Source organism: Faecalimonas sp. (assembly GCA_029264305.1).
Lineage (GTDB): Bacteria > Bacillota > Clostridia > Lachnospirales > Lachnospiraceae > Faecalimonas.
The window spans coordinates 174,599-197,468 of the sequence record JARICA010000009.1 but is presented as its reverse complement, the minus strand read 5'-3'; the positions used below and the strand labels follow the sequence as shown (position 1 = coordinate 197,468).

At 32.8% G+C, this 22,870-nt stretch carries 26 protein-coding genes; 9 read left to right on the top strand and 17 right to left on the bottom strand.

What is annotated here, in order from left to right; translation table 11 throughout:
- Window positions 1-64 precede the first annotated feature (64 nt).
- The 8 genes from rplS to ACY2U7_RS03100 form a co-directional block, all read right to left on the bottom strand.
- Window positions 65-412: a 50S ribosomal protein L19 gene (gene rplS / locus ACY2U7_RS03135; protein ID WP_461812108.1), complete on the bottom strand. Its 348-nt coding sequence runs from the start codon at window positions 410-412 to the stop codon at window positions 65-67.
- Window positions 413-507: 95 nt separating this feature from the next.
- Window positions 508-1,239 carry a tRNA (guanosine(37)-N1)-methyltransferase TrmD gene (gene trmD, locus ACY2U7_RS03130; protein WP_461812107.1) on the bottom strand — a complete coding sequence of 244 codons (732 nt, stop codon included), beginning with the start codon at window positions 1,237-1,239 and terminating at the stop codon, window positions 508-510.
- A gap of 2 nt (window positions 1,240-1,241) precedes the next feature.
- Window positions 1,242-1,748, bottom strand: a complete 507-nt coding sequence (rimM, locus tag ACY2U7_RS03125) for a ribosome maturation factor RimM (protein ID WP_461815835.1) — start codon at window positions 1,746-1,748, stop codon at window positions 1,242-1,244.
- Window positions 1,749-1,789: 41 nt separating this feature from the next.
- Window positions 1,790-2,017, bottom strand: coding sequence for a KH domain-containing protein (locus ACY2U7_RS03120; protein WP_461812105.1), 228 nt, complete (start codon window positions 2,015-2,017; stop codon window positions 1,790-1,792).
- A gap of 23 nt (window positions 2,018-2,040) precedes the next feature.
- Entirely contained in the window at window positions 2,041-2,286 is a 246-nt protein-coding gene (rpsP, locus tag ACY2U7_RS03115; protein ID WP_009756906.1) for a 30S ribosomal protein S16, read from the bottom strand.
- 37 nt (window positions 2,287-2,323) lie between these two features.
- Window positions 2,324-3,673, bottom strand: coding sequence for a signal recognition particle protein (ffh, locus tag ACY2U7_RS03110; RefSeq protein ID WP_461812104.1), 1,350 nt, complete (start codon window positions 3,671-3,673; stop codon window positions 2,324-2,326).
- 1 nt (window position 3,674) lies between these two features.
- The gene (ylxM, locus tag ACY2U7_RS03105) at window positions 3,675-4,016 is read right to left on the bottom strand and encodes a YlxM family DNA-binding protein (RefSeq protein ID WP_461812103.1); all 342 of its coding nucleotides are present in this window, start codon (window positions 4,014-4,016) and stop codon (window positions 3,675-3,677) included.
- A gap of 61 nt (window positions 4,017-4,077) precedes the next feature.
- Window positions 4,078-4,995, bottom strand: a complete 918-nt coding sequence (locus tag ACY2U7_RS03100; RefSeq protein ID WP_461815834.1) for a S8 family peptidase — start codon at window positions 4,993-4,995, stop codon at window positions 4,078-4,080.
- 138 nt (window positions 4,996-5,133) lie between these two features.
- On the opposite strand from ACY2U7_RS03100, the gene ACY2U7_RS03095 reads away from it, so the two are divergent.
- On the top strand, window positions 5,134-5,367 hold the full coding sequence (locus ACY2U7_RS03095) for a chorion class high-cysteine HCB protein 13 (RefSeq protein WP_461812101.1): 234 nt from the start codon (window positions 5,134-5,136) through the stop codon (window positions 5,365-5,367).
- Window positions 5,368-5,410: 43 nt separating this feature from the next.
- On the opposite strand, the gene ACY2U7_RS03090 is transcribed toward ACY2U7_RS03095, so the two are convergent.
- The 7 genes from ACY2U7_RS03090 to ACY2U7_RS03060 form a co-directional block, all read right to left on the bottom strand.
- Window positions 5,411-6,154, bottom strand: a complete 744-nt coding sequence (locus tag ACY2U7_RS03090; protein ID WP_461815833.1) for a copper homeostasis protein CutC — start codon at window positions 6,152-6,154, stop codon at window positions 5,411-5,413.
- A gap of 110 nt (window positions 6,155-6,264) precedes the next feature.
- A complete protein-coding gene (nagE, locus tag ACY2U7_RS03085) occupies window positions 6,265-7,737 on the bottom strand; it encodes an N-acetylglucosamine-specific PTS transporter subunit IIBC (protein ID WP_461815832.1) in 1,473 nt (490 codons plus the stop codon).
- Window positions 7,738-7,817: 80 nt separating this feature from the next.
- On the bottom strand, window positions 7,818-8,312 hold the full coding sequence (locus ACY2U7_RS03080) for a PTS sugar transporter subunit IIA (protein ID WP_461815831.1): 495 nt from the start codon (window positions 8,310-8,312) through the stop codon (window positions 7,818-7,820).
- Between the two features lie 17 nt (window positions 8,313-8,329).
- Window positions 8,330-9,949 carry a phosphoenolpyruvate--protein phosphotransferase gene (ptsP, locus tag ACY2U7_RS03075; RefSeq protein WP_461812123.1) on the bottom strand — a complete coding sequence of 540 codons (1,620 nt, stop codon included), beginning with the start codon at window positions 9,947-9,949 and terminating at the stop codon, window positions 8,330-8,332.
- Between the two features lie 30 nt (window positions 9,950-9,979).
- Window positions 9,980-10,237, bottom strand: a complete 258-nt coding sequence (locus tag ACY2U7_RS03070; protein ID WP_461812097.1) for an HPr family phosphocarrier protein — start codon at window positions 10,235-10,237, stop codon at window positions 9,980-9,982.
- A 36-nt stretch (window positions 10,238-10,273) separates the two neighbouring features.
- On the bottom strand, window positions 10,274-11,092 hold the full coding sequence (locus ACY2U7_RS03065) for a PRD domain-containing protein (protein ID WP_461812096.1): 819 nt from the start codon (window positions 11,090-11,092) through the stop codon (window positions 10,274-10,276).
- 246 nt (window positions 11,093-11,338) lie between these two features.
- Window positions 11,339-11,470, bottom strand: a complete 132-nt coding sequence (locus ACY2U7_RS03060; protein ID WP_461812095.1) for a hypothetical protein — start codon at window positions 11,468-11,470, stop codon at window positions 11,339-11,341.
- Window positions 11,471-11,572: 102 nt separating this feature from the next.
- Here ACY2U7_RS03060 and ACY2U7_RS03055 point away from each other — a divergent pair, with 102 nt between their 5' ends.
- The 3 genes from ACY2U7_RS03055 to truA all read left to right on the top strand — a co-directional run bounded on the left by ACY2U7_RS03055 (window position 11,573) and on the right by truA (window position 13,151).
- Window positions 11,573-12,064 (top strand): hypothetical protein, encoded by a 492-nt coding sequence (locus ACY2U7_RS03055; RefSeq protein ID WP_461812094.1) that lies wholly within the window; start codon window positions 11,573-11,575, stop codon window positions 12,062-12,064.
- 2 nt (window positions 12,065-12,066) lie between these two features.
- Window positions 12,067-12,345, top strand: coding sequence for a hypothetical protein (locus ACY2U7_RS03050; protein ID WP_461812093.1), 279 nt, complete (start codon window positions 12,067-12,069; stop codon window positions 12,343-12,345).
- A gap of 62 nt (window positions 12,346-12,407) precedes the next feature.
- Window positions 12,408-13,151 carry a tRNA pseudouridine(38-40) synthase TruA gene (truA, locus tag ACY2U7_RS03045; RefSeq protein ID WP_461812092.1) on the top strand — a complete coding sequence of 248 codons (744 nt, stop codon included), beginning with the start codon at window positions 12,408-12,410 and terminating at the stop codon, window positions 13,149-13,151.
- A 36-nt stretch (window positions 13,152-13,187) separates the two neighbouring features.
- Here truA and ACY2U7_RS03040 read toward each other — a convergent pair whose 3' ends face one another.
- Window positions 13,188-14,045 carry a patatin-like phospholipase family protein gene (locus ACY2U7_RS03040; RefSeq protein WP_461812091.1) on the bottom strand — a complete coding sequence of 286 codons (858 nt, stop codon included), beginning with the start codon at window positions 14,043-14,045 and terminating at the stop codon, window positions 13,188-13,190.
- 183 nt (window positions 14,046-14,228) lie between these two features.
- On the opposite strand from ACY2U7_RS03040, the gene ACY2U7_RS03035 reads away from it, so the two are divergent.
- Window positions 14,229-15,866 carry an ABC-F family ATP-binding cassette domain-containing protein gene (locus tag ACY2U7_RS03035; protein WP_461812090.1) on the top strand — a complete coding sequence of 546 codons (1,638 nt, stop codon included), beginning with the start codon at window positions 14,229-14,231 and terminating at the stop codon, window positions 15,864-15,866.
- Window positions 15,867-15,919: 53 nt separating this feature from the next.
- Here the strand turns inward: ACY2U7_RS03035 and ACY2U7_RS03030 are convergent, their stop codons facing one another.
- Complete coding sequence (locus ACY2U7_RS03030; protein ID WP_461815830.1) at window positions 15,920-18,301, bottom strand: DUF4125 family protein; 2,382 nt, start codon at window positions 18,299-18,301, stop codon at window positions 15,920-15,922.
- Between the two features lie 177 nt (window positions 18,302-18,478).
- On the opposite strand from ACY2U7_RS03030, the gene ACY2U7_RS03025 reads away from it, so the two are divergent.
- Genes ACY2U7_RS03025 through ACY2U7_RS03010 form a run of 4 tightly spaced genes read left to right on the top strand, consistent with a single transcriptional unit; the run spans window position 18,479 to window position 22,869 of the window.
- Window positions 18,479-20,887 carry a YfhO family protein gene (locus ACY2U7_RS03025; RefSeq protein WP_461815829.1) on the top strand — a complete coding sequence of 803 codons (2,409 nt, stop codon included), beginning with the start codon at window positions 18,479-18,481 and terminating at the stop codon, window positions 20,885-20,887.
- A complete protein-coding gene (locus ACY2U7_RS03020; protein ID WP_461812087.1) occupies window positions 20,869-21,282 on the top strand; it encodes a GtrA family protein in 414 nt (137 codons plus the stop codon). The genes ACY2U7_RS03025 and ACY2U7_RS03020 overlap by 19 nt, the downstream gene beginning before the upstream one ends.
- On the top strand, window positions 21,269-22,210 hold the full coding sequence (locus tag ACY2U7_RS03015) for a glycosyltransferase family 2 protein (RefSeq protein WP_461815828.1): 942 nt from the start codon (window positions 21,269-21,271) through the stop codon (window positions 22,208-22,210). Before ACY2U7_RS03020 ends, ACY2U7_RS03015 begins: the two co-directional genes overlap by 14 nt.
- Window positions 22,198-22,869: a PIG-L family deacetylase gene (locus tag ACY2U7_RS03010; protein WP_461812085.1), complete on the top strand. Its 672-nt coding sequence runs from the start codon at window positions 22,198-22,200 to the stop codon at window positions 22,867-22,869. The genes ACY2U7_RS03015 and ACY2U7_RS03010 overlap by 13 nt, the downstream gene beginning before the upstream one ends.
- The last annotated feature ends 1 nt before the right edge of the window (window position 22,870 follow it).

The following is a 22,870-nucleotide window of genomic DNA, read 5'->3' as shown; positions in this document are numbered from 1 at the left end:
TTCTCCTCTATATGTGGAAAAAGGGACAATATACAGTATTGTATTTGCCCCTCTCTCTCATTTACTATTTTACTAATTCTTTTACTTTTGCTCTCTTACCAACACGTTCTCTTAAGTAGTTCAATTTAGCTCTTCTTACTTTACCTCTTCTTACTACTTCAACTCTTTCTACGTTTGGTGAGTGTAATGGCCATGTTTTTTCAACGCCGATTCCATTAGAATTCTTTCTTACTGTAAATGTTGCTCTAGTGCTTCCACCTTGTTTCTTTAATACAGTACCTTCGAAAACCTGAATTCTTTCACGGTTACCTTCTTTAATTTTACCGTATACTCTTACAGTATCACCTACGTTAAATTGTGGCACTTCTGCTTTTAATTGTTCTGCTTCGATTTTTTTAATAATTTCGTTCATCTTGTGTGACCTCCTTATAATTTGGACGTTCTTAATACAACTTTATAAGTGTATTAGAGGACCATCTCTGTTCTTCTCACAACGTTAGTATTTTATCATATTTCAGAATGATTTGCAAGTATTTTCTTTTCTTTTTCTGTTAATTCTGCCTTTTCTAATAAATCAGGTCTTGCTTTTGCCGTTCTAATGATAGATTGTTCTCGTCTCCACTTTTCAATGTTTGCATGGTGACCTGATAATAAAATCTCAGGTACTTTTTTACCTCTCCATTCTTCCGGGCGTGTATATTGAGGATATTCTAATAAATTATCTTGAAATGTTTCAAATTCTGCTGACACATTATTATGTAACACTCCTGGAATCAATCTAGAAATAGCATCAATCATAACCATAGAAGGGAGTTCTCCACCTGTCAAAACATAATCGCCAATAGAAACATAATCTGTCACAATATCTTCTAGAACTCTCTCATCAATACCTTCATAATGTCCACACAAAAATATCAATTCTTCTTCTTTAGCAAACTCTTCTGCCATTTCTTGCGAAAATGTTTTGCCTTGCGGAGAAAGATAAATAACCCTTGGCATTTTTTTACATTTTTCTTCAATGGATTTATAAGCGAGATAAACCGGTTCTGCTTGCATAAGCATACCTGCACCTCCGCCATATGTATAATCATCCACACGATTATGTTTATTCACTGCAAAATCTCTTATATTTACCGCCTCAATTGTCAATAATTTATTTGCAATAGCTCTTCCGATAATACTTGTATTTAACCCATCCATAACCATGTCTGGAAATAATGTTAATATATGAAAGTTCATTTTTATATCAATCCTTCTAATAAATGAATTATCATTTTTCTATTTTCAATATCTACGTTTAAAATGCACTGTTTAATTGCAGGAACCAAGACTTCCCCATGTTCTTCTGAAGAAATCATATATACATCATTCGCTCCCGTTTCAATTACATCTTTTAACACACCAAAAAATTTATCATCCTCGGTATATACATCTATTCCTATCATATCCGCAATAAAATACTCATCTTTCTTCAATTTTACTGCATTCTCTCTATCAACAAAAAGACTTTTGCCTTTGTATTTTTCAATCTCATTTATACTGTCGATCCCCTTAAATTTCAAAATTGCAAACTGCTTAAAGAATTTTACCCCTTGCACTTCTAAAACCATTTTTTCTTTTCCTGTATCGAGGATAACCTGCTTCAATTTTTTAAAACGATTCACATCGTCAGTTGTCGGAAAAACTTTTACTTCTCCACGCACACCATGTGTCGAAGATATAACTCCCACTTGCAATAACTTTTCCATATGCGCTCCTTTATTAGCATTAAGTTACAAATAGACACCGCTTATGCGATGTCTACTACTACTTTCTTGTCTTCTTTTGCAGCTGCTGCTTTTACAACAGAACGAATTGCCTTTGCAATACGACCTTGTTTTCCAATCACTTTACCCATGTCAGATTCTGCCACGTGCACTTCGATTACAATTGTCTTTCCTTCTGTCTTTTCTGTAACAACAACACTGTCAGGGTCATCTACTAATGCTTTCGTAATTACTTCTACTAATTCTCTCATTACGCGTACCTCCGCGATTTAGATTATTTTTCAATTCCTGCTGCTTTAAAGATTTTCCCAACTGTTTCTGTAGGCTGTGCACCATTTTGTAACCATTTTTTAGCTGCTTCTTCGTCTACTTTGAATACACTTGGATTTTGATTTGGATCATATGTTCCGATTTCATCGATAAATCTACCATCTCTTGGTGATCTAGCATCTGCTACTACGATACGATAAAAAGGAGCTTTTTTCTGTCCCATTCTTTTTAATCTAATTTTTACTGCCATTTCATTCACCTCTTCTTAAAATTCTTTTATCTATGTGTTAAAAAGGAAATTTAAATTTGCCTTTCTTACCACCTTTACCACCCATCAATCCCGGCATTTGTTTCATCATTTTTTTTGATTGTTCAAACTGTTTTACTAATCTGTTCACTTCACTAATATCCACTCCTGCACCTTTTGCAATTCGGTGTTTTCTTGATGGATTTAAAATATCCGGATTCTGACGTTCTTTTATTGTCATTGAGTAAATAATTGCCTCAATTCTAGCCATCTTCTTTTCATTTTCCTCGGAATCCAAGTCTTTTAACATGTTTCCTTTTACTCCTGGCATCATACTTAATATACTCGACAGACCACCCATATTTCTCATTTGCTTCATACTTTCTAAATAATCTTCAAAATCGAACTGAGCTTTCTTCATTTTCTGAGCCATCTCTTTTGCCTTATTTTCATCAATTTCAGCACTTGCTTTTTCAATAAGACTTAAAACATCACCCATTCCTAAAATTCGTGATGCCATTCTATCTGGATAAAATTGCTCTAAATCAGATAATTTTTCACCCATACCAACATAAAGAATTGGCTTACCAGTTACTGCTCGGATAGATAAAGCCGCACCACCTCTAGTATCACCGTCTAATTTTGTAACAATTACACCGTCAATTCCAATTTTCTCATTAAATGTTCCTGCTACATTTACGGCATCCTGTCCTGTCATTGCGTCTACAACCAAAATTGTCTGATGTACAGTGACAGCTTCTTTAATTTCTTGTAATTCTAACATCATCTCTTCGTCTACATGAAGGCGACCTGCTGTATCTAAAATCACAATATTATTTCCATTTTTTGTTGCATGTTCTAAGGCGGCTTTTGCTATATTCACAGGTTTATGTGTATCACCCATTGTAAAAACTTCAACGCCTTGTTTTTCTCCATTTACTTGTAACTGCTTGATTGCTGCCGGACGATATACATCACAAGCAACTAATAATGGTTTTTTCCCTTTTAGCTTGAATTTTCCAGCAAGTTTAGCTGTCGTTGTTGTTTTACCAGCCCCTTGAAGACCAGCCATCATAATGACTGTGGTAGCTTGACCTGGTTCCAACTTGATTTCTGTTGTTTCTGAACCCATAAGTTTTACAAGTTCTTCATTTACAATTTTAATTACCATCTGTCCAGGATTTAATCCATTCATCACGTCCTGTCCAACCGCACGCTCCTGAACATCTTTTATAAATCCTTTTACTACTTTGAAGTTTACGTCCGCCTCTAAAAGAGCCATTTTAACCTCTCTCAATGCCGTCTTTACGTCATCTTCCGTCAGGCGTCCTTTACTTCTTAAATTTTTAAATACATTTTGTAGTTTTTCTGTTAAACTATCAAACGCCATATCATAACTCCTCTAGAATTTCTGTCGATATTTTTTTAATACTTTCTATCAACATTCCTGTTTCTGTCTGTTCTGCTTCCAAAACTTCATTAATCTGATGAACCTTTTCCTTAATCGCTAAGAACTTTTCTACTAGATGTAGTTTTGCTTCATAGCTAGATAACGTCTTATTACACCGCTTTACCAAATCATGAACCCCTTGTCTACTGATTCCTTCGCTCGATGCTATCTCACTCAAAGATAAATCTTCAAGTACAAATTGTTCATAAATATTTTTCTGGTGTTCGTTTAATAATTCACCATAAAAATCATATAATAAAGCCTGTTCTAAAATGTCATTCATTTTCATCACCTTTAGTATAATACCTCATATACAAACTGGTGTCAAGTATTTTTTCTTGACACTAGTTCTGTATAGATAAAAGTTTTTTTATACAAAGTTCACCCCACCCTTGTTGATTTTTACATTGACCTAAGTCTACACATGTTTGACGTAATCTTAACTTCACCTCAACATTCGTCATTTCAGGATATTTTGATAAAAGAAGTGCAATTGCTCCAGATACAACTGGGGTCGCCATAGACGTTCCACTTTTGCATGAATATTCTCTTCCCTTTTTCCCATATCTACTATTACACGAATATATTTTCGAACCTGGTGCTACTAAATCTGGTTTCATCACACACTCTTTCGTCGGACCTCTTCCTGAATAATCTTTGAGTCTTCCTTTTATTGTAAAAAGTTCTATTTTATCATCAGAAGCACCTACTGTAATTACTTTTTTACTTACTCCAGGAACAGTAATGCTTTGCCCTTTTGGTCCATAGTTTCCAGCCGCGACAACAACAACAAGTCCTTCATCCCACATTTCTTCTACCGCCATCAGTAACTTTTCTTCCTCAATTCTATTCGTATCAGGAAGTGTTCCAACAGAAATGTTGACTATCCTTATATGATACTTTTTTGCATTTTTTAATATCCATTTACTTCCTTGTATGACATGATTAATTTCGCCATTTCCTCTCTTATCTAATACTTTTAATGGAATCAAATTACACTTTGGTGCAATTCCCGCGTATTTTCCTCCCGATAATTTCCCACTCCCACCTATTATTCCGGCTATATGCGTTCCATGGCCATTATCATCGTAAAACATTTCTTGATCATTTACAAAATCTCTAAAGCAAAGAATTCTTTTATCAAAATCAGGATGTAGTGCTATCCCCGTGTCCAATATAGCAACACCTATTTCTTTTCCTTCTACTTTATGCTCATTTGTATCATCACACCAATATGATACACGCTCTTTTACCTGTTCCATTTCATTTCCTTTTTTATTTAATTTATTCACAACGGCTTTGTTTTGCAATAAATGAAATTTTTTTCACTTTTTAGAAACATAAATCCCTCCTCTTACATATGATAACATTGTAAATAAACAATTTATGGAGGCTTTAATATGAGCGATTTAAGTGCAACAAACTGTGGATGTGGATGTAATGACGGAAGAGAATGTGGATTAAATAATTCTTGTTTATGGATTATTCTTCTCTTATTCTGTTGTGGTGGTAACAATGGATATAATGGCATGAACACTTGTGGAAACGATTGCTGCCTTTTAATTTTATTACTTTTATTCTGCTGTGGTGGAAATGGAATTGGAAATACTAATGGCGGATGTGGATGCTGCTAATATTTAGCATCAAAAAAGGGGATTCATGTGGAATCCCCTTTTCTTATAAACTATCTAAAGTACTTCTTGCTTCTTGAATGCGTTCTTTACTTGTTCTCCAGATCTCATATTCACTAACAGAAGCAACTCCCATATTAACATTTGCATTTCTATATTTCATTTGACTTTCTAAACTAATTTTACCTGACATATGATATGAAGTTGTGTTTGCTTTTTCATAAAGCATAGGAATTGTTTTAGCATCAACGCCTCCGCCAACAAGAATTTCAATTTGATTTTCACTGTTTTCTACTAATTGTTTTAAAAGTTCTACTCCTTCTTTTGCACAATTTTTTTGTCCTGAAGTCAATATGGTATCAATTCCTAATTTTTTTGCTTGCTCTAATGTTTCTATCGGATTTTTGCACATATCAAAAGCCCTATGCAAGGTGACTCTCATTTCTCCAGCTTCTTCCATCAATTCACTCATTTGTTGTAAATCTAATCTTCCTTCTGACGTAAGACTTCCAATAACAATTCCTTCTGCTCCTAACTGTCGGAAAATTTTCACTTCTTCTTTTAATATTTCATGTTCGTATGTCGTATAGCAAAAATCACCAAATCTTGTTCTAAGTAATGGGCGTATAGGAATATCTACTACCTCTTTTATTTTTTTAAACAATGCTATGGATGGAGAAAGCCCTCCTATAACTAGACCACTACATAATTCTATTCTATCTGCCCCACCTTCTTTTGCGGCTATAGCCGATTCAACCGAATCCACACAACATTCTAATACCTTTTTCATAGGTTTCTCCTTTTCATATGAAATATTTTAGTTTTTAAATAAGAATAAGGAAATGCAACTTGCATTTCCTTATTCTTGCCTTATGTATTTTCTATTTATAAATATAGAAATTATTTACACAATACTTTAAATTCATCAGCTACATGTTGTACTTGTGTTCCGATAATTACCTGTACACTTGTTTTTCCAGGACGGATTACACCTGCAACACCTGCAGATTTAATTTTCTTTTCATTTACTAAAGTATTATCTTTTACTTCAAGACGAAGTCTTGTAATACAGTTATCGATAGAAGTGATATTATCTTTTCCACCTAAACCTTCTAAAATAATTTTAGCAACTTCTGTAAAGTCATTATTTGCTAATACTGCTTTTGCTTCTGCTTCTACGTCGTCATCATCTTCTCTACCTGGAGTTTTTAAATCAAATTTCACAATAGCGAAACGGAATACTACATAGAAAATAATGAATGCAGCAATACCTAAAGGAATAATCATCCATGTTTTCTGAGCAGCTGGTAATGAAGCTGAGAAGAATAAGTCAGTTGCACCTGCTGAGAATGAGAATCCTGCACGGAATCCTAAAGCAGCAGTAACTGCTACAAAAATACCGTATAATAAAGCATAAACTACATATAATGCTGGTGCTAAGAACATGAAACCAAATTCAAATGGTTCTGTAACACCACAAAGGAATGCACAAACAGCTGCTGAAGCAACTAAACCAATTGCAACTTTTTTCTTGTTAGATTTTGCTGTATGAATCATAGCTAAAGCTGCACCTGGAACACCGAACATCATACATGGGAAGAATCCAGACATATACATACCTAAACTCCAAGAAACATCTGCTGATGTTTTTCCAGCCCAGAATGCTTGTAAATCACCAAGTCCAATAGTATCAAACCAGAATACATTGTTTAATGCGTGATGTAAACCTGTTGGAATTAATAAACGGTTTAAGAATGCATAGATACCAGCACCTACTGCATCTAATTTCACGATTGATTCACCAATTGTAACAAGACCAGCAAAAATAAGTGGCCATACAAATAATAATACTGCTGATGTTAAAATAGAAACAACACCTGCTACGATGGCTACACTACGTTTTCCACTAAAGAATGCAAGCCATGAAGGTAATTTAGTTCCTTTAAACTTGTTGTAACAAGTAGAACCAATAATACCAGAAATAATACCGATGAATGGGTTAGCAATTTTCTGGAATGCAAGTAAATATTTTGCATTTTCAGCAACTGATGGTCTAATAATTGTTACTACACCTTCTGAAAGAAGAGTTGTAATCATTAACCAAGATACCATGGCAGCAAGTCCAGCTGTACCGTCATTGTCATCTGCCATACCTACACCTACACCGATTGCAAACAGGATTGCCATATTATCAATTAAAGCTCCTCCTGCTTTTACAAGAAACATACCAATGATTTCTTTCATACCATTGATATCACCACCCTGCATTGTTGCAGGACACAAAAAGTATCCGATACCCATAAGGATACCACAGATAGGTAAGCATGCTACTGGAAGCATTAATGCTTTACCTAATTTTTGAAGATATTTCATAACTTTCTCCTCCTTTTCTCTCATTTTCATGATATCTTCTCTTATATAAAACCTCACAAAAGCGAAGTTCAATACCTGTACTATTTGATGATTGTCATCACTTCATCCTTTGTATTAACTACTTTTCCAGTTGTAGTTTTAATTTCACTGTAATCTGCTGTATTACAAATAATAACTGGAGAAACCACTTCTAAACCTGCAGTTTTAATTGCATCAATATCAAATTCTAATAATAAATCTCCAGTTTTCACTTTATCACCAGCTGCTACATGTTCTGTGAATGGTTCACCTTTTAATGTAACTGTGTCTAATCCTACATGAATAAGAATTTCAATTCCACTTTCCGATTTCATCGAAATTGCATGTTTTGTATCAAATACCATTTCTACTGTTCCATCAATTGGAGCATATACTTTTCCAATTGTCGGAACTATAGCTATACCTTTTCCTAAGATTTCTTCTCCAAAAGTTGGATCGCTTACTTTTGCAAGTTCAATCGCTTCCCCTTCGATTGGAGCATATAAAATTTCTCCTTTTTTTCCAAATCCTAACTTTTCTTTTAATGAACCAAGCATTTTCTTTTCCTCTTTCTCTATTTCATTTCTCGAATGATTTTTCTAAGTTTTAAAACCATTGACGGAGCAACTGATAACTCATCTACTCCCATTCTCACAAATGTTTCAGTTAATTCTAGATCTGCACCAAGTTCACCACAAATACCTGTCCATTTTCCTGCTTTGTGAGAATTATCCACAACCATTTGGATCATTTTTAAAACTGCTTTATGGTGCGGATTATAAAACGGATCTAATTTTTCATTCTGACGGTCAATAGCAAGTGTATATTGCGTCAAATCATTTGTTCCTATACTAAAGAAATCTACCAACTCAGCCAATTCATCACTAATCATAACTGCTGCTGGCGTTTCAATCATTACACCTTCTTCTACATCTTTATACGGAATATCACATTCATAAAGTTCTTTTTTGACTTCTGCTACAATTTTTTGAATTTTTTTCACTTCTTCCACAGATGTAATCATCGGATACATAATAGAAATATTTCCATATGTAGATGCTCTAAAAATTGCTCTTAATTGTGTTTTGAAAATTTCTGGTTGCGAAAGGCAAATACGAATTGCTCTGTATCCTAATGCCGGATTTTCTTCCTCACCCAAATCAAGATAATCAGCTTGCTTATCAGCTCCAATATCTAGCGTTCTAATAATAACTTTTTTACCAGCCATATTTTGAGCAACTTGTTTGTACGCCTGGAATTGTTCTTCTTCGCTTGGAAGATCATTACGTCCAATATAAAGGAATTCACTTCTAAATAAACCAATTCCTCCAGCATCATTTTCTAATACATATCCAACATCAGAAACGCTTCCAATATTTGCATAAAGTTCAATTTTCTTGCCACCAAGCGTTACATTCTCTTTTCCTTTTAATTCCAAAAGTAAATTTCTCTTTTCTTCTTCTTCAGAAATTTTAGTTAAAGCAGTGCATTTCACTTCTTCTGTTGGTTCTAGAATCATTTCTCCTGTGAAACCATCTACAACAGCTTCCATACCACTTTTTAATGCTTCTAAATTCATATCTACTCCAATCAACGCTGGAATATTCATCATACGTGCCAAAATAGCTGTATGTGAATTCGTTGAACCATGCACTGTAACAAACGCAAGGATTTTATCTTTATCCATTTGCACAGTTTCGCTTGGAGTTAAATCATCGGCAACTACGATTACAGGTTCTTCAAAATCCATAGAATCTGTTTCTCCACCAACAAGATTTTTCACAAGTCTTTCTGAAATATCTTTAATATCTGCTGCTCTCGCACGCATATAATCATCATCCATGCTAGCAAACATTTCTGAAAAACTATCGCCTACTGAAGCAACTGCATACTCTGCATTTACCTCTTGTGTACGTATGATATTTTCAATCGCTTCATTAAAATCCGCATCATCCAACATCATTTGATGAACTTCAAAAATAGCAGCACTTGCTTCTCCAACTTCTTTCAAAGCCTTTTCATATAATTTTTGTAACTGGTTACAAGCAGCCTCTTTCGCTTGATTCACCCTCTCGATTTCTTCTTCTGCACTTTCTACCTTTGTACGTTTTACAACATAATCTGATTTCTTTAACACAGAAATTTTACCAAGAGCAATCCCTTTATAAACTGATTTCCCTTTTAAACATTCCATCTTTTCTGTTCCCATCACCTTTTATAACTCTTACAAATTTGTTTCAAAAAATGTTTTCACACCTTCAAATGCTACATCTTCATCTTCACCTTCTACAGAAACTTCTACAGTTTGTCCGCACTTAACTGCTAATGACATAACCGACATAAGTCTTGTTGCTTCTGCTGATTTACCCTCTTTTGTGATTGTAATTATACTTTTATAATTTTTTGCCTCTTTTGCAAGCATTCCTGCTGGTCTTGCATGGATTCCTAACTCATCTTTAATAGTGTACTCAAATTTTTTCATTGTCTTTAACTCCTTTTTACTCTTTTTGTATATCATTTATGGAATAATGATTGTCTGAATATGTATCGCAAGGAATCCTTCTTCTTGATTTTCAATTGGTATTTTCAATTCCTTTTCCACATACTTGCATATGTGATGTGCGACCATGCCTGCTTTCGCATAATGTTCTTGAACAAACTGATTCAACTCTATATTAATCTGTTCTTTTGCTTTTGCTCTCGCTATCATATAATATAGTTGACTCATCAGCCTAATACCACCCAAAGATTCTCGGTTAATAGTCTGTTCAAGCATTTTTTCTATATCTAACATACATTTATCAATAATTTGCGTGATTTTAAGTGTTTCTGACACTTCCACATCAGACAGGCCTGAATGCACATGTAATGCAATAAATCCCGCTTCATCATCGGTAATTCTATATCCTGTCATCTTTTCAATTATCTCTCGACTTTTCACAACCACTGTGTATTCTTTGCCGAACAATGCTTTAATGTCCGCAATAAATGGATTTGGCAGATAAATATTCTCTTTTGCTCTTTTTGCTGCAAAAGCTATATGATCTGCTAATGGAATCAATATATCTGGATTGATTGTTTCAAAAACAACCTGCGCCTCATCAATAATCCGTCCTGCTGCTTCTAAGTATTTAGGTTCGATACCCTTGACAGCATTAATCATTGATCTTTCATTCTCTTTGACCGCTAAAGTATAAATTTTTGCATCTTCAATCGCAGAAAATGTATCACCTGGTTTTTTCCCAAATCCAATGCCCTTCCCCACTAAAATTCTCTCATCCTTACCATGTTTTGCAAGAAAAGCATTGTTATTTAAAACTTTCACAATTTGATACATGAAACAAACCCCTTCACTTCATCAATTAAAAAGACATAAACATATCCTGCTTATCCAATCTTATAAGGTATACATTGAACTGCGGAATAGTTTATGCCTGCTTACCAGTAACACACTATTATATGCATTCTCGATTGTCTTTTTTTACTATATCATATTGCAATAATATAGGCAAGTTTTATTTTTTACGAAAACAACATCATTTTTTTGTCAAGATTGCACAAATAATACTTTATATTATACATCTTATTTCTTCACTTTTTTATTTTGCTCTTGCTTTTCTTTTTGATTTCCACTTTTTTCTGAAAGTTTTTTCTTTAACATGCAATTTTCATCCAGCTCATATACAGCATTCCCATCAATAATTAGTTTTCTCATATTTTTACCCCTTTCTCCATTTCTAATATTACTATATGAGCATTTCATATTTTTGTTTTTTTATACATATATATCTACAACGCTATCTTTTTAAGGAGTACTATGGAAGAAAAACCAACCGATAAACTAACGCCATTTGATAAATTAATTTCATCAAGCGATTTACAATTAATGAAATTAATTATTCCCTATACCCCTCTATCAAATCAACATATATTAGCCATTTTTGTGAGATTTCTAGAGTTACATCGAACAATAAATTTTTTTCAGCACTCACAACAAAACATTCACACACAAACTTTTGAAAAATCTTTTTCTTCACCCCTAGATATCGTTGACGAAATTCGACCTTACCTGTCTGAAGAGGAAAAAAATTCGCTAGATTCTATTTTAAATGTATTTAATATGATGCAAATGCTACAAGCAATGGCAAAAATGACTTCTCAAAATGATGAACAATCTGATACTGCTGCATTTGATCCCAAAGATATGGTAAAAGAAATGCTCACTCCCGAACAACAAGAGATGTTCCAAATGTATAGCACAATGTTTCAAGAAAACAATAATTCAAACAATGAAAAAGGAGAACATTAAATATGGAAGATTGGCTTAATCACCCAAAATTAAAAGAGATTGATCCTGCTAAACTAAATCTATTAAAAAATGTTATTGCAAAAACCAATGGGAAAAGTAAAAATGATTTGCCCCCCATTCTACTCTCACTAATTATGACAGCGAACAAAGAAAACATTCGTTTTTCTACAGACGAAATTTCGTTTATTATGGAGTTAATGAAAGCAGGAAAATCTTCAGAGGAACAAACTAACATTGACAAAACAGCAAAAATGATTCAATCTGCTCTCAAGAAAAAATAAAATCGACAGAAATATACAACATCTGTTATACTATAAGAAATTCAATTTACAAAGGAGCCGTTATGAGAAATATCAAATTAACACTTGAATATGATGGGAGTCGCTATCAGGGATGGCAACGTTTAGGAAAAACCGAATCATCTAATACGATTTCCAACAAAATTATTGAAGTATTGCACAAAATGACTAATGAAACCACCGAACTTTTCTGTGGCGCAAGAACAGAAGTAGGTGTTCATGCATATGCACAAACTGTCAACTTTAAGACAACATCAGATATGAAACTTTGGGAAATGAAACAATATCTAAATCGTTATCTTCCAATGGATATCGCAATTACTCATATTGAAGAAAAACCAGAACGATTCCATTCTTCACTAAATGCCACATCAAAAATATATATGTATCGCATAGCAGTTGGAGAAGTTCCCAGTGTGTTTGAGCGCAAATACACCTATTATTCATTCAAAAAACCTGATATAGATATAATGAAACAAGCCTCTATTTTACTTGTGGGCAAACATGATTTCAAAAAATTCTCGACAGTAAAGAAAAACAAATCCACTATCAAAGAAATCTATGATATAGACATCTATTCTGATGATGTAGAAATCCAGATTACTATACATGCCAACGACTTTTTGCATAATATGGCTCGTATGATTATTGGCACATTAATTGATATTGGTCTTGGAAATCGTAAAAAAGAAGAAATCGAAGAAATTTTCAATACAAATTCCACAACGCAATCTAGCGTCCCATGTGATCCAAAAGGACTATATCTACAAGAGGTTTTATATAACTAACCAAAATAATGGGGAGTACAATTTGGTACTCCCCTACTACTGTCTTAGATATTTAACAAGATCTTCATATTTCTTTTCCATCTCATTATAACCATATTTATAAAACTCTTCTTGTTTTTCAACATTTCTTTCCAATCTAGAAATCATCATTGCTTCTGGCCGAATAACAAAAATTTTCCCTTGTTCTTCTAATTTCTCAATTTTTTCTAGTGTTCGATTGTAAATTACTGGACGTTTAATTAATGTTTTCACCAGCTCAGGATATTTTTTATAAGCAGACTCATATAATTTTCTTCTAGCCTTTGTTACAAATTTCTTTCTATATCCTTTATTTTTTGTTAATACAAGAACTATTTTTCTATTTCCATATTTCATCGCTCTTCTAATTGGAATTGAATCAGCCAATCCCCCATCCAAATAAGGAACACCATCTATATTTACAATCGGAGAAATTAATGGCATACTACTAGAAGCTCTACATATCTTCATAAGCCTTTCTTTGTTCTTTCTATCATCCATATATTCCGCTTTTCCTGTAATACAATTCGTTGTTACCCATTCTGTAAAAATTTCCGAATCAAAATACGTGTTGTAATCAAATGGATAAATTTCATTAGGAAATTTATCGAAAATCATATCCATATTTAATAGGCTCTTTTCTTTAATAAATCCGCTTATTCCTTCATAATAATCATACTCTTCCTTTTGATGTATCATACATTTTTTTGTTCTTTCTTTCTGTTTTGAAACATAACTCACCCCATTACACGCTCCTGCAGATACACCCACAACATGAGATAGATACATATCCTTTTCTATCAAGTAATCCAACACACCTGATGTAAACACCCCTCTTACTGCTCCTCCTTCTAAAATTAACGTTCCTTTTTCCATTTCTTTCACTCCCCATTTTTATTTTTTCTAAATTATATACCCTTTTCTTATTTATGCATACCTCTTCCCATTATTTTTTCCTAAACTTTTTGTAAACCTTGCCATTTTACCACTCTCATGCTAAGATAAGCGTTGGAATACTATTATTTAAGAAACAATATTTTATAATAAAGGAGAATCATTATGATTAGTGCAAACAATGTCACATTACGTCTTGGTAAAAAAGCCTTGTTTGAAGATGTAAACATTAAATTTACTGCAGGTAACTGTTACGGAATGATCGGTGCCAACGGTGCAGGGAAATCTACTTTCTTAAAAATACTTTCAGGACAAATCGAACCAACAAGCGGTGAAGTTGTTATCTCCCCTGGCGAACGTCTCTCATTCTTGCAACAAGATCATTTTAAATATGACGATTATCTTGTCCTTGATACTGTTATCATGGGAAATGCAAGATTATATGAAATCATGAAAGAAAAGGAAGAAATTTACGCTAAGGAAGACTTTACTGACGAAGACGGAATGAAGGCAAGTGAGTTAGAAGGAGAATTTGCTTCTATGAACGGCTGGGAAGCAGAATCAGATGCTGCCACTTTACTAAACGGATTAGGAATTGAAACAGATTTACATTATAAATATTTGAAAGATTTAACAGGCGCAGAAAAAGTTAAGGTGCTTCTCGCACAGGCTTTATTTGGAAATCCAGACATTCTTCTTCTTGATGAGCCTACAAACCATTTAGATTTAGATGCAATCGCATGGCTTGAAGAATTCTTAATTAATTTTGACAATACAGTTATTGTTGTATCTCACGATAGATACTTTTTAAATAAAGTTTGTACACAAATTGCAGATATTGATTATGGTAAAATTCAACTTTATGCAGGTAATTATGATTTTTGGTACGAATCAAGCCAGTTGATTATTCGCCAAATGAAAGAAGCCAATCGTAAAAAAGAAGAAAAAATCAAAGAATTACAAGAATTTATTTCTCGTTTCAGTGCCAACGCTTCAAAATCAAAACAAGCAACATCGCGTAAAAAAGCTTTGGAAAAAATTCAACTTGACGATATTCGCCCATCTAGTCGTAAGTATCCTTATATTGATTTTAGACCAAATCGTGAAATTGGAAATGAAGTTCTCACCGTCGAAAACCTTTCCAAAACAATTGACGGTGTAAAAGTTTTAGATAATTTATCATTTACAATTACTCGCGAAGAAAAAGTTGCATTTGTCGGAGGAAACGAAGCAGCTAAAACAGTATTGTTCAAAATTTTAGCCGGTGAAATGGAAGCTGATGAAGGCACTTACAAATGGGGAGTCACAACTACACAAGCATACTTCCCTAAAGATAGTTCCAAAGAATTTGATAACGATTATACTATTGTTGATTGGCTTACACAATATTCAGAAAATAAAGATGCAACTTATGTTCGTGGTTTCTTAGGACGAATGCTTTTTGCTGGCGAAGATGGGGTTAAAAAAGTTAAAGTTCTTTCTGGTGGTGAAAAAGTTAGATGTCTTTTATCGAAAATGATGATTTCTGGAGCAAATATCCTTATCTTAGACGAACCTACCGACCACTTAGACATGGAATCAATCACTGCTTTAAATAATGGTTTGATTAAGTTTCCTGGTGTAATCTTGTTTGCTTCTCGAGATCACCAAATTGTACAGACAACTGCAAATCGTATTATGGAAATCGTTCCTGGCGGAAAGTTAATCGACAAAATTACAACTTACGATGAATATCTCGCAAGTGACGAAATGGCAAGAAAACGTCAAACTTACTCTATGGATAATTCTGAAGAAGATAACTAAAAATTTTAAAAGCGTTATGCTCTTACCTAGTTAGTAAAAGCATAACGCTCTTTTTACATTATTTGTTTTTCTTCTGCTTCATCTATTGTTGCATATCCATAGTATTTCGTTGTTTGACGCATAATTTCCTCTACCATATTTATTCCCTGTTTCGCGAAATCCACGACCATTGCTGCATATCTAACAAGAGTTTCTAATGAATATGTTTTTAATTCCCCTCGTAAATACGTTTCAAAAGAAATATTATTTTCTTCATCCTCTGATGTGTGAATCAATCTCGCTTGTTTAGACAAATATGGGTAATTACTTGCAAACTCCTCTCTCCATTCTACTTGTATAGAAACAACCCCTTCTATTATTTTCGCTTTTTCTTCCGAAACTAATGGTAAATCATCTTTAATTGTCTCGTATTCTTCTTTTGATGAACTTTCCATCATATAAGCATATTTTTCCATAATTAAATTACGACCTTGTTTTTCTCCCTCTGTCAAATCTTTCCAATAAGAATTTAATACATCTTCTCTCCATACTGAAAACTGACTTTTTCTCATAATATCAAATGTTTCAAAATCATCTTGACACGAAGCTCTCCCTCCTGTATTTCTTACCTTTTGAAACATTTCCCACTCTAATTCTACAATTTTTTCCATTATATTCATTTTGCTATCCCTCCGCAATATTCTTTCTACATGAATTTCCAAAAAGCTTTCTTCGCCTTCCGTTAAATTTTGTTTTTTTAATTCTTTCAAAATAATGGAACAGATTTCTTCAATAATCTCACTTTTTTCTTCAACTGTCTGTGCAATAAATAACTGATCATAATATTCTTTTGCTTCAGATAATTTAGGAAGTGTTTTCATTTTTCGAAACATCCATTTGTAATAAGGCATAAATGTATTGTTTAACAAATAAATCAAATTAGAACTTGCTTGGACAAATTCGCGAAGTGCCATTTCTGACGCAGCATATTCTCCTCGTTTCGCACATCGAAGATAATTATACTGTCCAGCTTGCGCAGTCAACGCTGTCATCTGTGCAATTTTACGTATTTTCAATCCGTATGGATACCCTTTTTGCAACTCCCTTTGTACGTAAGAAAATGTTCCTTCTCCATCTTTAAAAATTTCTCCTGCAGTCACCTGAGCCAAAGCTGTTTCAGGAACAGAAGCCCATGCATTCTCTTTTTCTTCTATCGTATAATTTTGAGGCAATAATAAAACTTCATACAATTTCTTTCCCAAAAATTCTTCATAAAATGTGGAAACCTTCAAAATACCGATTCTATTTTCTCCGTGAGCACTTATTTCTCTAGCCGGAATATTTCCAAAAGATTTTGGAAGTTTTTCATACTCTTCTTTCATCTCTTTTGCATATTTTTCAGCATCTGTTTCCTCTAACCAAACACAAAACGCAGGACCAAAATCATGATCTGTGGAATATATATCATCAAAGCCAAAACATTCCGATCCATGTCCTATAAGTCCAACCGTTATCCTAGAAAAACACTCTGGAAATTTTTCTCGCAACATTTTTTCACCGTATTTTTCATAATACATACGAGAAATGTCCATTCCTTTATTTCTTTTTTGTTTTATTCGCGCATCTTTTGCTTTTTTTCGAAGATATTCAGCTTGTTGCAAAAAACCACTTTCTTCTAGTACAATTGCGCAATTTTCACAAGTAATTGAATAACTTTCACATTCTCCATGAAATTCTAATATTTCTTTTAAAGCTTTTGTATAATATTCCACTGATTTTTCTAAATCTTTTTTCAAATAATACCCATGTGCTAACGAGGCAAGAAGAGCCGAATAATGAGAATCTTTTTCCCCTTTATTTTCATATATTTTCAACGCTTCCTGCAAAGCTAATATTCCTTCTTCATAATTTTTCATTTCAAAATATACAGTTGAAAAATTTATGTACGTGGATGCAACCTCTTGTTCGCATTTAGGTAAACTTTTAACAATTTTTAATGCAGTATTTAAACATTTAATTGCTTTTCTATACTCTCCTAACCCTTGATATGCCATGCTCATATTATTATAAAGTCCGGCTTTGTTTACATCTGATTCCGTAAGCACATTTTCATAAATACACTGAGCTTTCTGATAAATTTCTAAAGATGTTTTATGTTTTCCAGCAGAACGATATGCTGTTGCTAAATTTACAAGTGTTGTTGCATGAAATTTTGTATTATAAAGTTCTAATTCTTCAATTACCGCTTCTGCCTTACGACCATTTTTAATTGCTTCCTCCGTTTTCCCAACGCTTCGATAATATCCTGTTAGTTCATTATAAAGACTTAATAGCAATTGTTTATCGTCTTCTTTTTTCGCATACTCAATACTTCCTGTTAAAAATGGTTCTACTTCTGAAATTCTTTTTTCCTGAAATAGTCTATCTAATTGACCTAATATATTTTTCTCATTCATTTGCTATCCTCCTTCTTTATTATACATATTTTTCTTCTTTTCGCATATAAACTTTTATTTCTTAAGAAGTATTAAGAAATAGGGTGGTAATTTTAAGAATATTCGTCATTCTATTCAATCCGTTCTTAAGATTCATCTGTCATAATATGATACAGAAATGAGGGAGGAAAATTATATATGAAAAAATCACAAAAATTTTATCCTTATATATTTTTAACTGTTTTTGCCAGTATTCTTATCTTTATTATTTGGCCAAACAATACAGCTTTTGGCTCCATGATAGATTGGGCACAACAACATATTAAAATCGCAGAATATTTTCGCACACTCTTTTTTAAAAACGGACAACTTTTTCCAGATTATGCCCCACACCTAGGTAGTGGAGTAAACATTTACGCATTGTCCTATTATGGCCTTTTTCGCTTAGATGTACTAATCAGTTATTTATTCCCTTCCGTATCTATGGAATATATTGTTGTCACTTACATTATCCTAGAATATATTGTAAGTGTTAATCTTTGCTTTATTTGGTTAAAAAGACACAACATACAAAAAGAAATTTGCTTTGTTTCTGCACTTTTATTAGCAACATCTTCTCTTTTATTCCAAAGTCACAGACAAATTATGTTTATCAACTACATGCCTTATTTATTTTGTACATTACTCGCTATAGATAACTTTTTGGAAACAAAAAAAATACGATGGATTCCTTTATCCGTTGCACTTATTATTTTACATAGTTATTTTTTTAGTGTAACAGCAATTATTCTTTGTACAGTTTATTTTTTCTTTCAATTAGGAAACAAAACAGAAAAAAAATCTTTCATTGCAAAATATGCACTAGCCATATCCATAGGAATCGGAATGTGCGCAGTTCTTCTTCTACCAACTGCATACTATATGATGCATATAAAAAAAGATAAAGGTAATTCCCTTTCTTTAATTGAAATATTAGGTGTCACTCCTTCTTTAAGAGGTCTTTTATACTACTCTTACGGAGCTGGGCTTACAATAATTGTCCTTTTTGTATTAATTCTTTCACTACAATATAGCCGAACAAAAAAAATGGGAGCTACCCTTTTAGTTTGCCTATCTAGTAATCTTGTTGCTTATATACTAAATGGAACATTATATGTACGTTACAAAATTTACCTTGTTTTTCTCCCTTTTATCTTATATGTTTTTGCTAAAACATTACAGGAAATATACTATTCAGAAAAGAAATTACATTTTTACCCTCTTTTCTTTGCTGTAATACCTGTTTTAACCATTTATTTATTCGACCATAGAAAAACGAATCTTCCAATCTTTTTAGATATTGTAGTTAGTCTTGTTTTTCTCGTTCTTTTCTATCAAAAAAGAAACACTGTATACCTATTTCTTTCCTGTATACTTCCATTCATAATTTGTATACAATTAAACGGAACAGAAATATATCCTACAAAAGAAAAAAAAATTTTTTCAAATAATGAGTTAAGTACTCTTTGTTCTACTTACACCGGAAGATTTTTAGACACTACTACAGGACTTCTAAACGTAAACGACATTTTTAGTGCAAATACTTATAAAACAACCATGTATTCTTCTCTTTCCAATGGAGAATACAATACTTTCTATTATGATTATATGAAAAATCCAATCAGTATTCGCAATCGAGTGGTACTTTCATCAAACCCGAATATTTTGTTTCAACATCTAATGCATGTAACAACAATGGAGAGTAAAGAAAAAACACTTCCGATTGGATACAACATTATCAAAAAAAGGAACGGAATTGTGCTTGCTAAAACCGAAGATTCTATGCCTTTTGCTTATGTCACAAATACGCTCTATAGCGAAAAAGAGTTTGCAAAATTATCTTATCCAGAAAATATAGATGTTCTAACACAATCAGCAGTTGTGAATACCAACAAAATGGATTTCAAAAAAAGAATGCAAAAAGAAAATTTTTCTTTTACAATAAAAAATAATAAAAATCAAACCGTTTCTTTGCCAAAAGAATATAAAAACCAAGTACTTCTTCTTTCTTTTGATATCGATAGAAAAGATAGTAAAGAAGTTATTATAGATATTAACGGCATACGAAACAAACTATCTGGTAAAGATGCAAATTACCCAAACAACAATACAACTTTTACTTATGTTCTTTCGTCAAACAATCCAATAAAAGAGCTGCATATAAATGCCTCTAGAGGGGATTATCAAATCAAACATGTGCAACTCTATTCTCTCCCGTATACTTATATACAGAGAAGGAACAAAACTGTCGACACAGTTAAATTAACAAAAAACATAAAGAAAGAAGTTTTAAAAGGAAATGTAAAAGTATCAAACAATGGTTATCTTATTACATCTATACCATATGAAAAAGGATTTACAGCTTATATCGATGGGAAAAATATACCTGTTGAAAAAGTAAATACCTGCTTTGTTGGATTTCCTATAGACAAAGGAACTCACACCATTTCAATTGTATTTCACGCACCAACAAAACGACTAGGTCTTATTATAAGTGGTCTTTCTTTCATACTATTTATTATTTTTTTCAACTACAAGAGGAGGTTTTTATGGAAAAGAAAACATTAAGAGAATTTATACGTTACTGCCTTATTGGTGGTTGTACAACAGGAATCAATTACTTTGTTTATATTGGAGTTTTATTCTTTTTTCAAAAAAAATATCTGTTTGCAAATACAATAGCTTGGGTTTTCGCTGTCCTTTTTGCTTTTTATGCAAACAAACATTTTGTATTTCAAAAAACAAAAAAATCAGAGAAAGAAGCGCTTTCCTTTTTTTCAATGCGACTTATTACTTTACTTATAGAAAATGTTCTTCTCTATGTATGCATACAACAATTACAGCTTCATTCTCTTGTTTCTAAACTAATTGTAAGCGTAATTACTATTTTAGCAAATTATATTTTATGCAAATATGCAATTTTTACAGAAGAGAAAGGTGGAATGATTTATGAAAAAAATTAGTGTAATCGTTCCTTGTTATAACGAGGAAGAATCTTTACCACTTTTTCATAAAGAAGTGACAAAAGTTTTACAAGATATTAGTGATGCTGATTATGAATTACTATTTATTAATGACGGAAGCAAAGATCGTACTATTGATATTATAAAATTTCTAGCTACAAAAGACCCTCACATCTCCTATTTTTCTTTTTCAAGAAATTTCGGGAAAGAAGCTGCAATGTATGCCGGATTATCTCATGCAGAGGGTGATTATTGTGTCATTATGGACGCCGACTTGCAACATCCACCCACATTACTAAAAAAAATGTTCTACGCAGTTGATAAAGAAGGGTATGACTGTTGTGCCGGTAAACGTCTAGATCGTACTGGTGAAGGGAAAATAAGAAATTTTCTATCACACTCTTTTTATCGTGTTATTCAGCGTCTTACACACATGGATATGAGTGATGGTGCAGGAGATTTTCGTATGATGTCTCGACAAATGGTAAATGCTATTTTGGAAATGAAAGAATATAATCGATATATGAAAGGGCTCTTCTCTTTTGTAGGGTTTGAAACAAAATGGATTGAATTCCACAATATCGAACGAGTTGCCGGTGAAACAAAATGGACATTAAAAAGCTTATTTTCTTACGCTTGCGAAGGGATTTTCTCTTTTTCCACAAAACCATTAATGCTTTCTGGAATGTTCGGCACATTTTTATTATTGATTTCTTTCGTTTTAGCTGGATATATTGGAATTGACACATTATTTTTACATCACAAATTCAATGGCTTATTAGCAATCACTTTACTTATCCTTGTATTAAGTGGAATTCAAATGCTATTCGTTTCCATTTTAGGACAATATATTTCTAAAGATTATATGGAAAATAAAAATCGACCAATTTATATTATAAAGGAGAGTAATAAACCATGCGTATCTTAAAAAAAGTAACTATTTGCGGATTGCTTGCTTGTCTCTTCCTTTTATCTGGTTGTCAAAAGGAAAAGCTATCCGAACCGACTGAAAAGTCAAAAAAGTTAATGATTGTCGCTCATCCAGATGATGAAACTATATTTGGTGGTGCACATATTTCTGAAGGTGGATATTTTATTGTTTGCCTAACAAACGAAAATAACTCTACTAGGAAAAAGGAATTCAATGCCATGTTAGATGCAACAAAAAACGAAGGCATAATCTTAGATTTCCCAGATAAAACATTTGGAAAAAGAGATAATTGGAAACACGATAAAGAGAATATTGAGGAAATGATTACCCATTATGTAAAAGCTAAAAATTGGGAAAGTATAACAACTCATAATATGAATGGAGAATATGGCCACATTCACCATAAAATGGTAAATCAACTTGTAACCAAAGTATGTGAACGCGAAAACCAAACAGATAACTTATATTATTTTGCTCCATACTATAAAAAGAGTGAATTAAAAAATCATACACTCACCTCTATGACTGACAAGAATTTAAAAGCAAAAACAAAAATATCTGAACTTTATTCATCACAAAAAAAGGTATGCGATCATTTAAAACATATATTTCCATACGAAGAATGGACTTCTTATAAAGATAGTTATAAAAAATGAC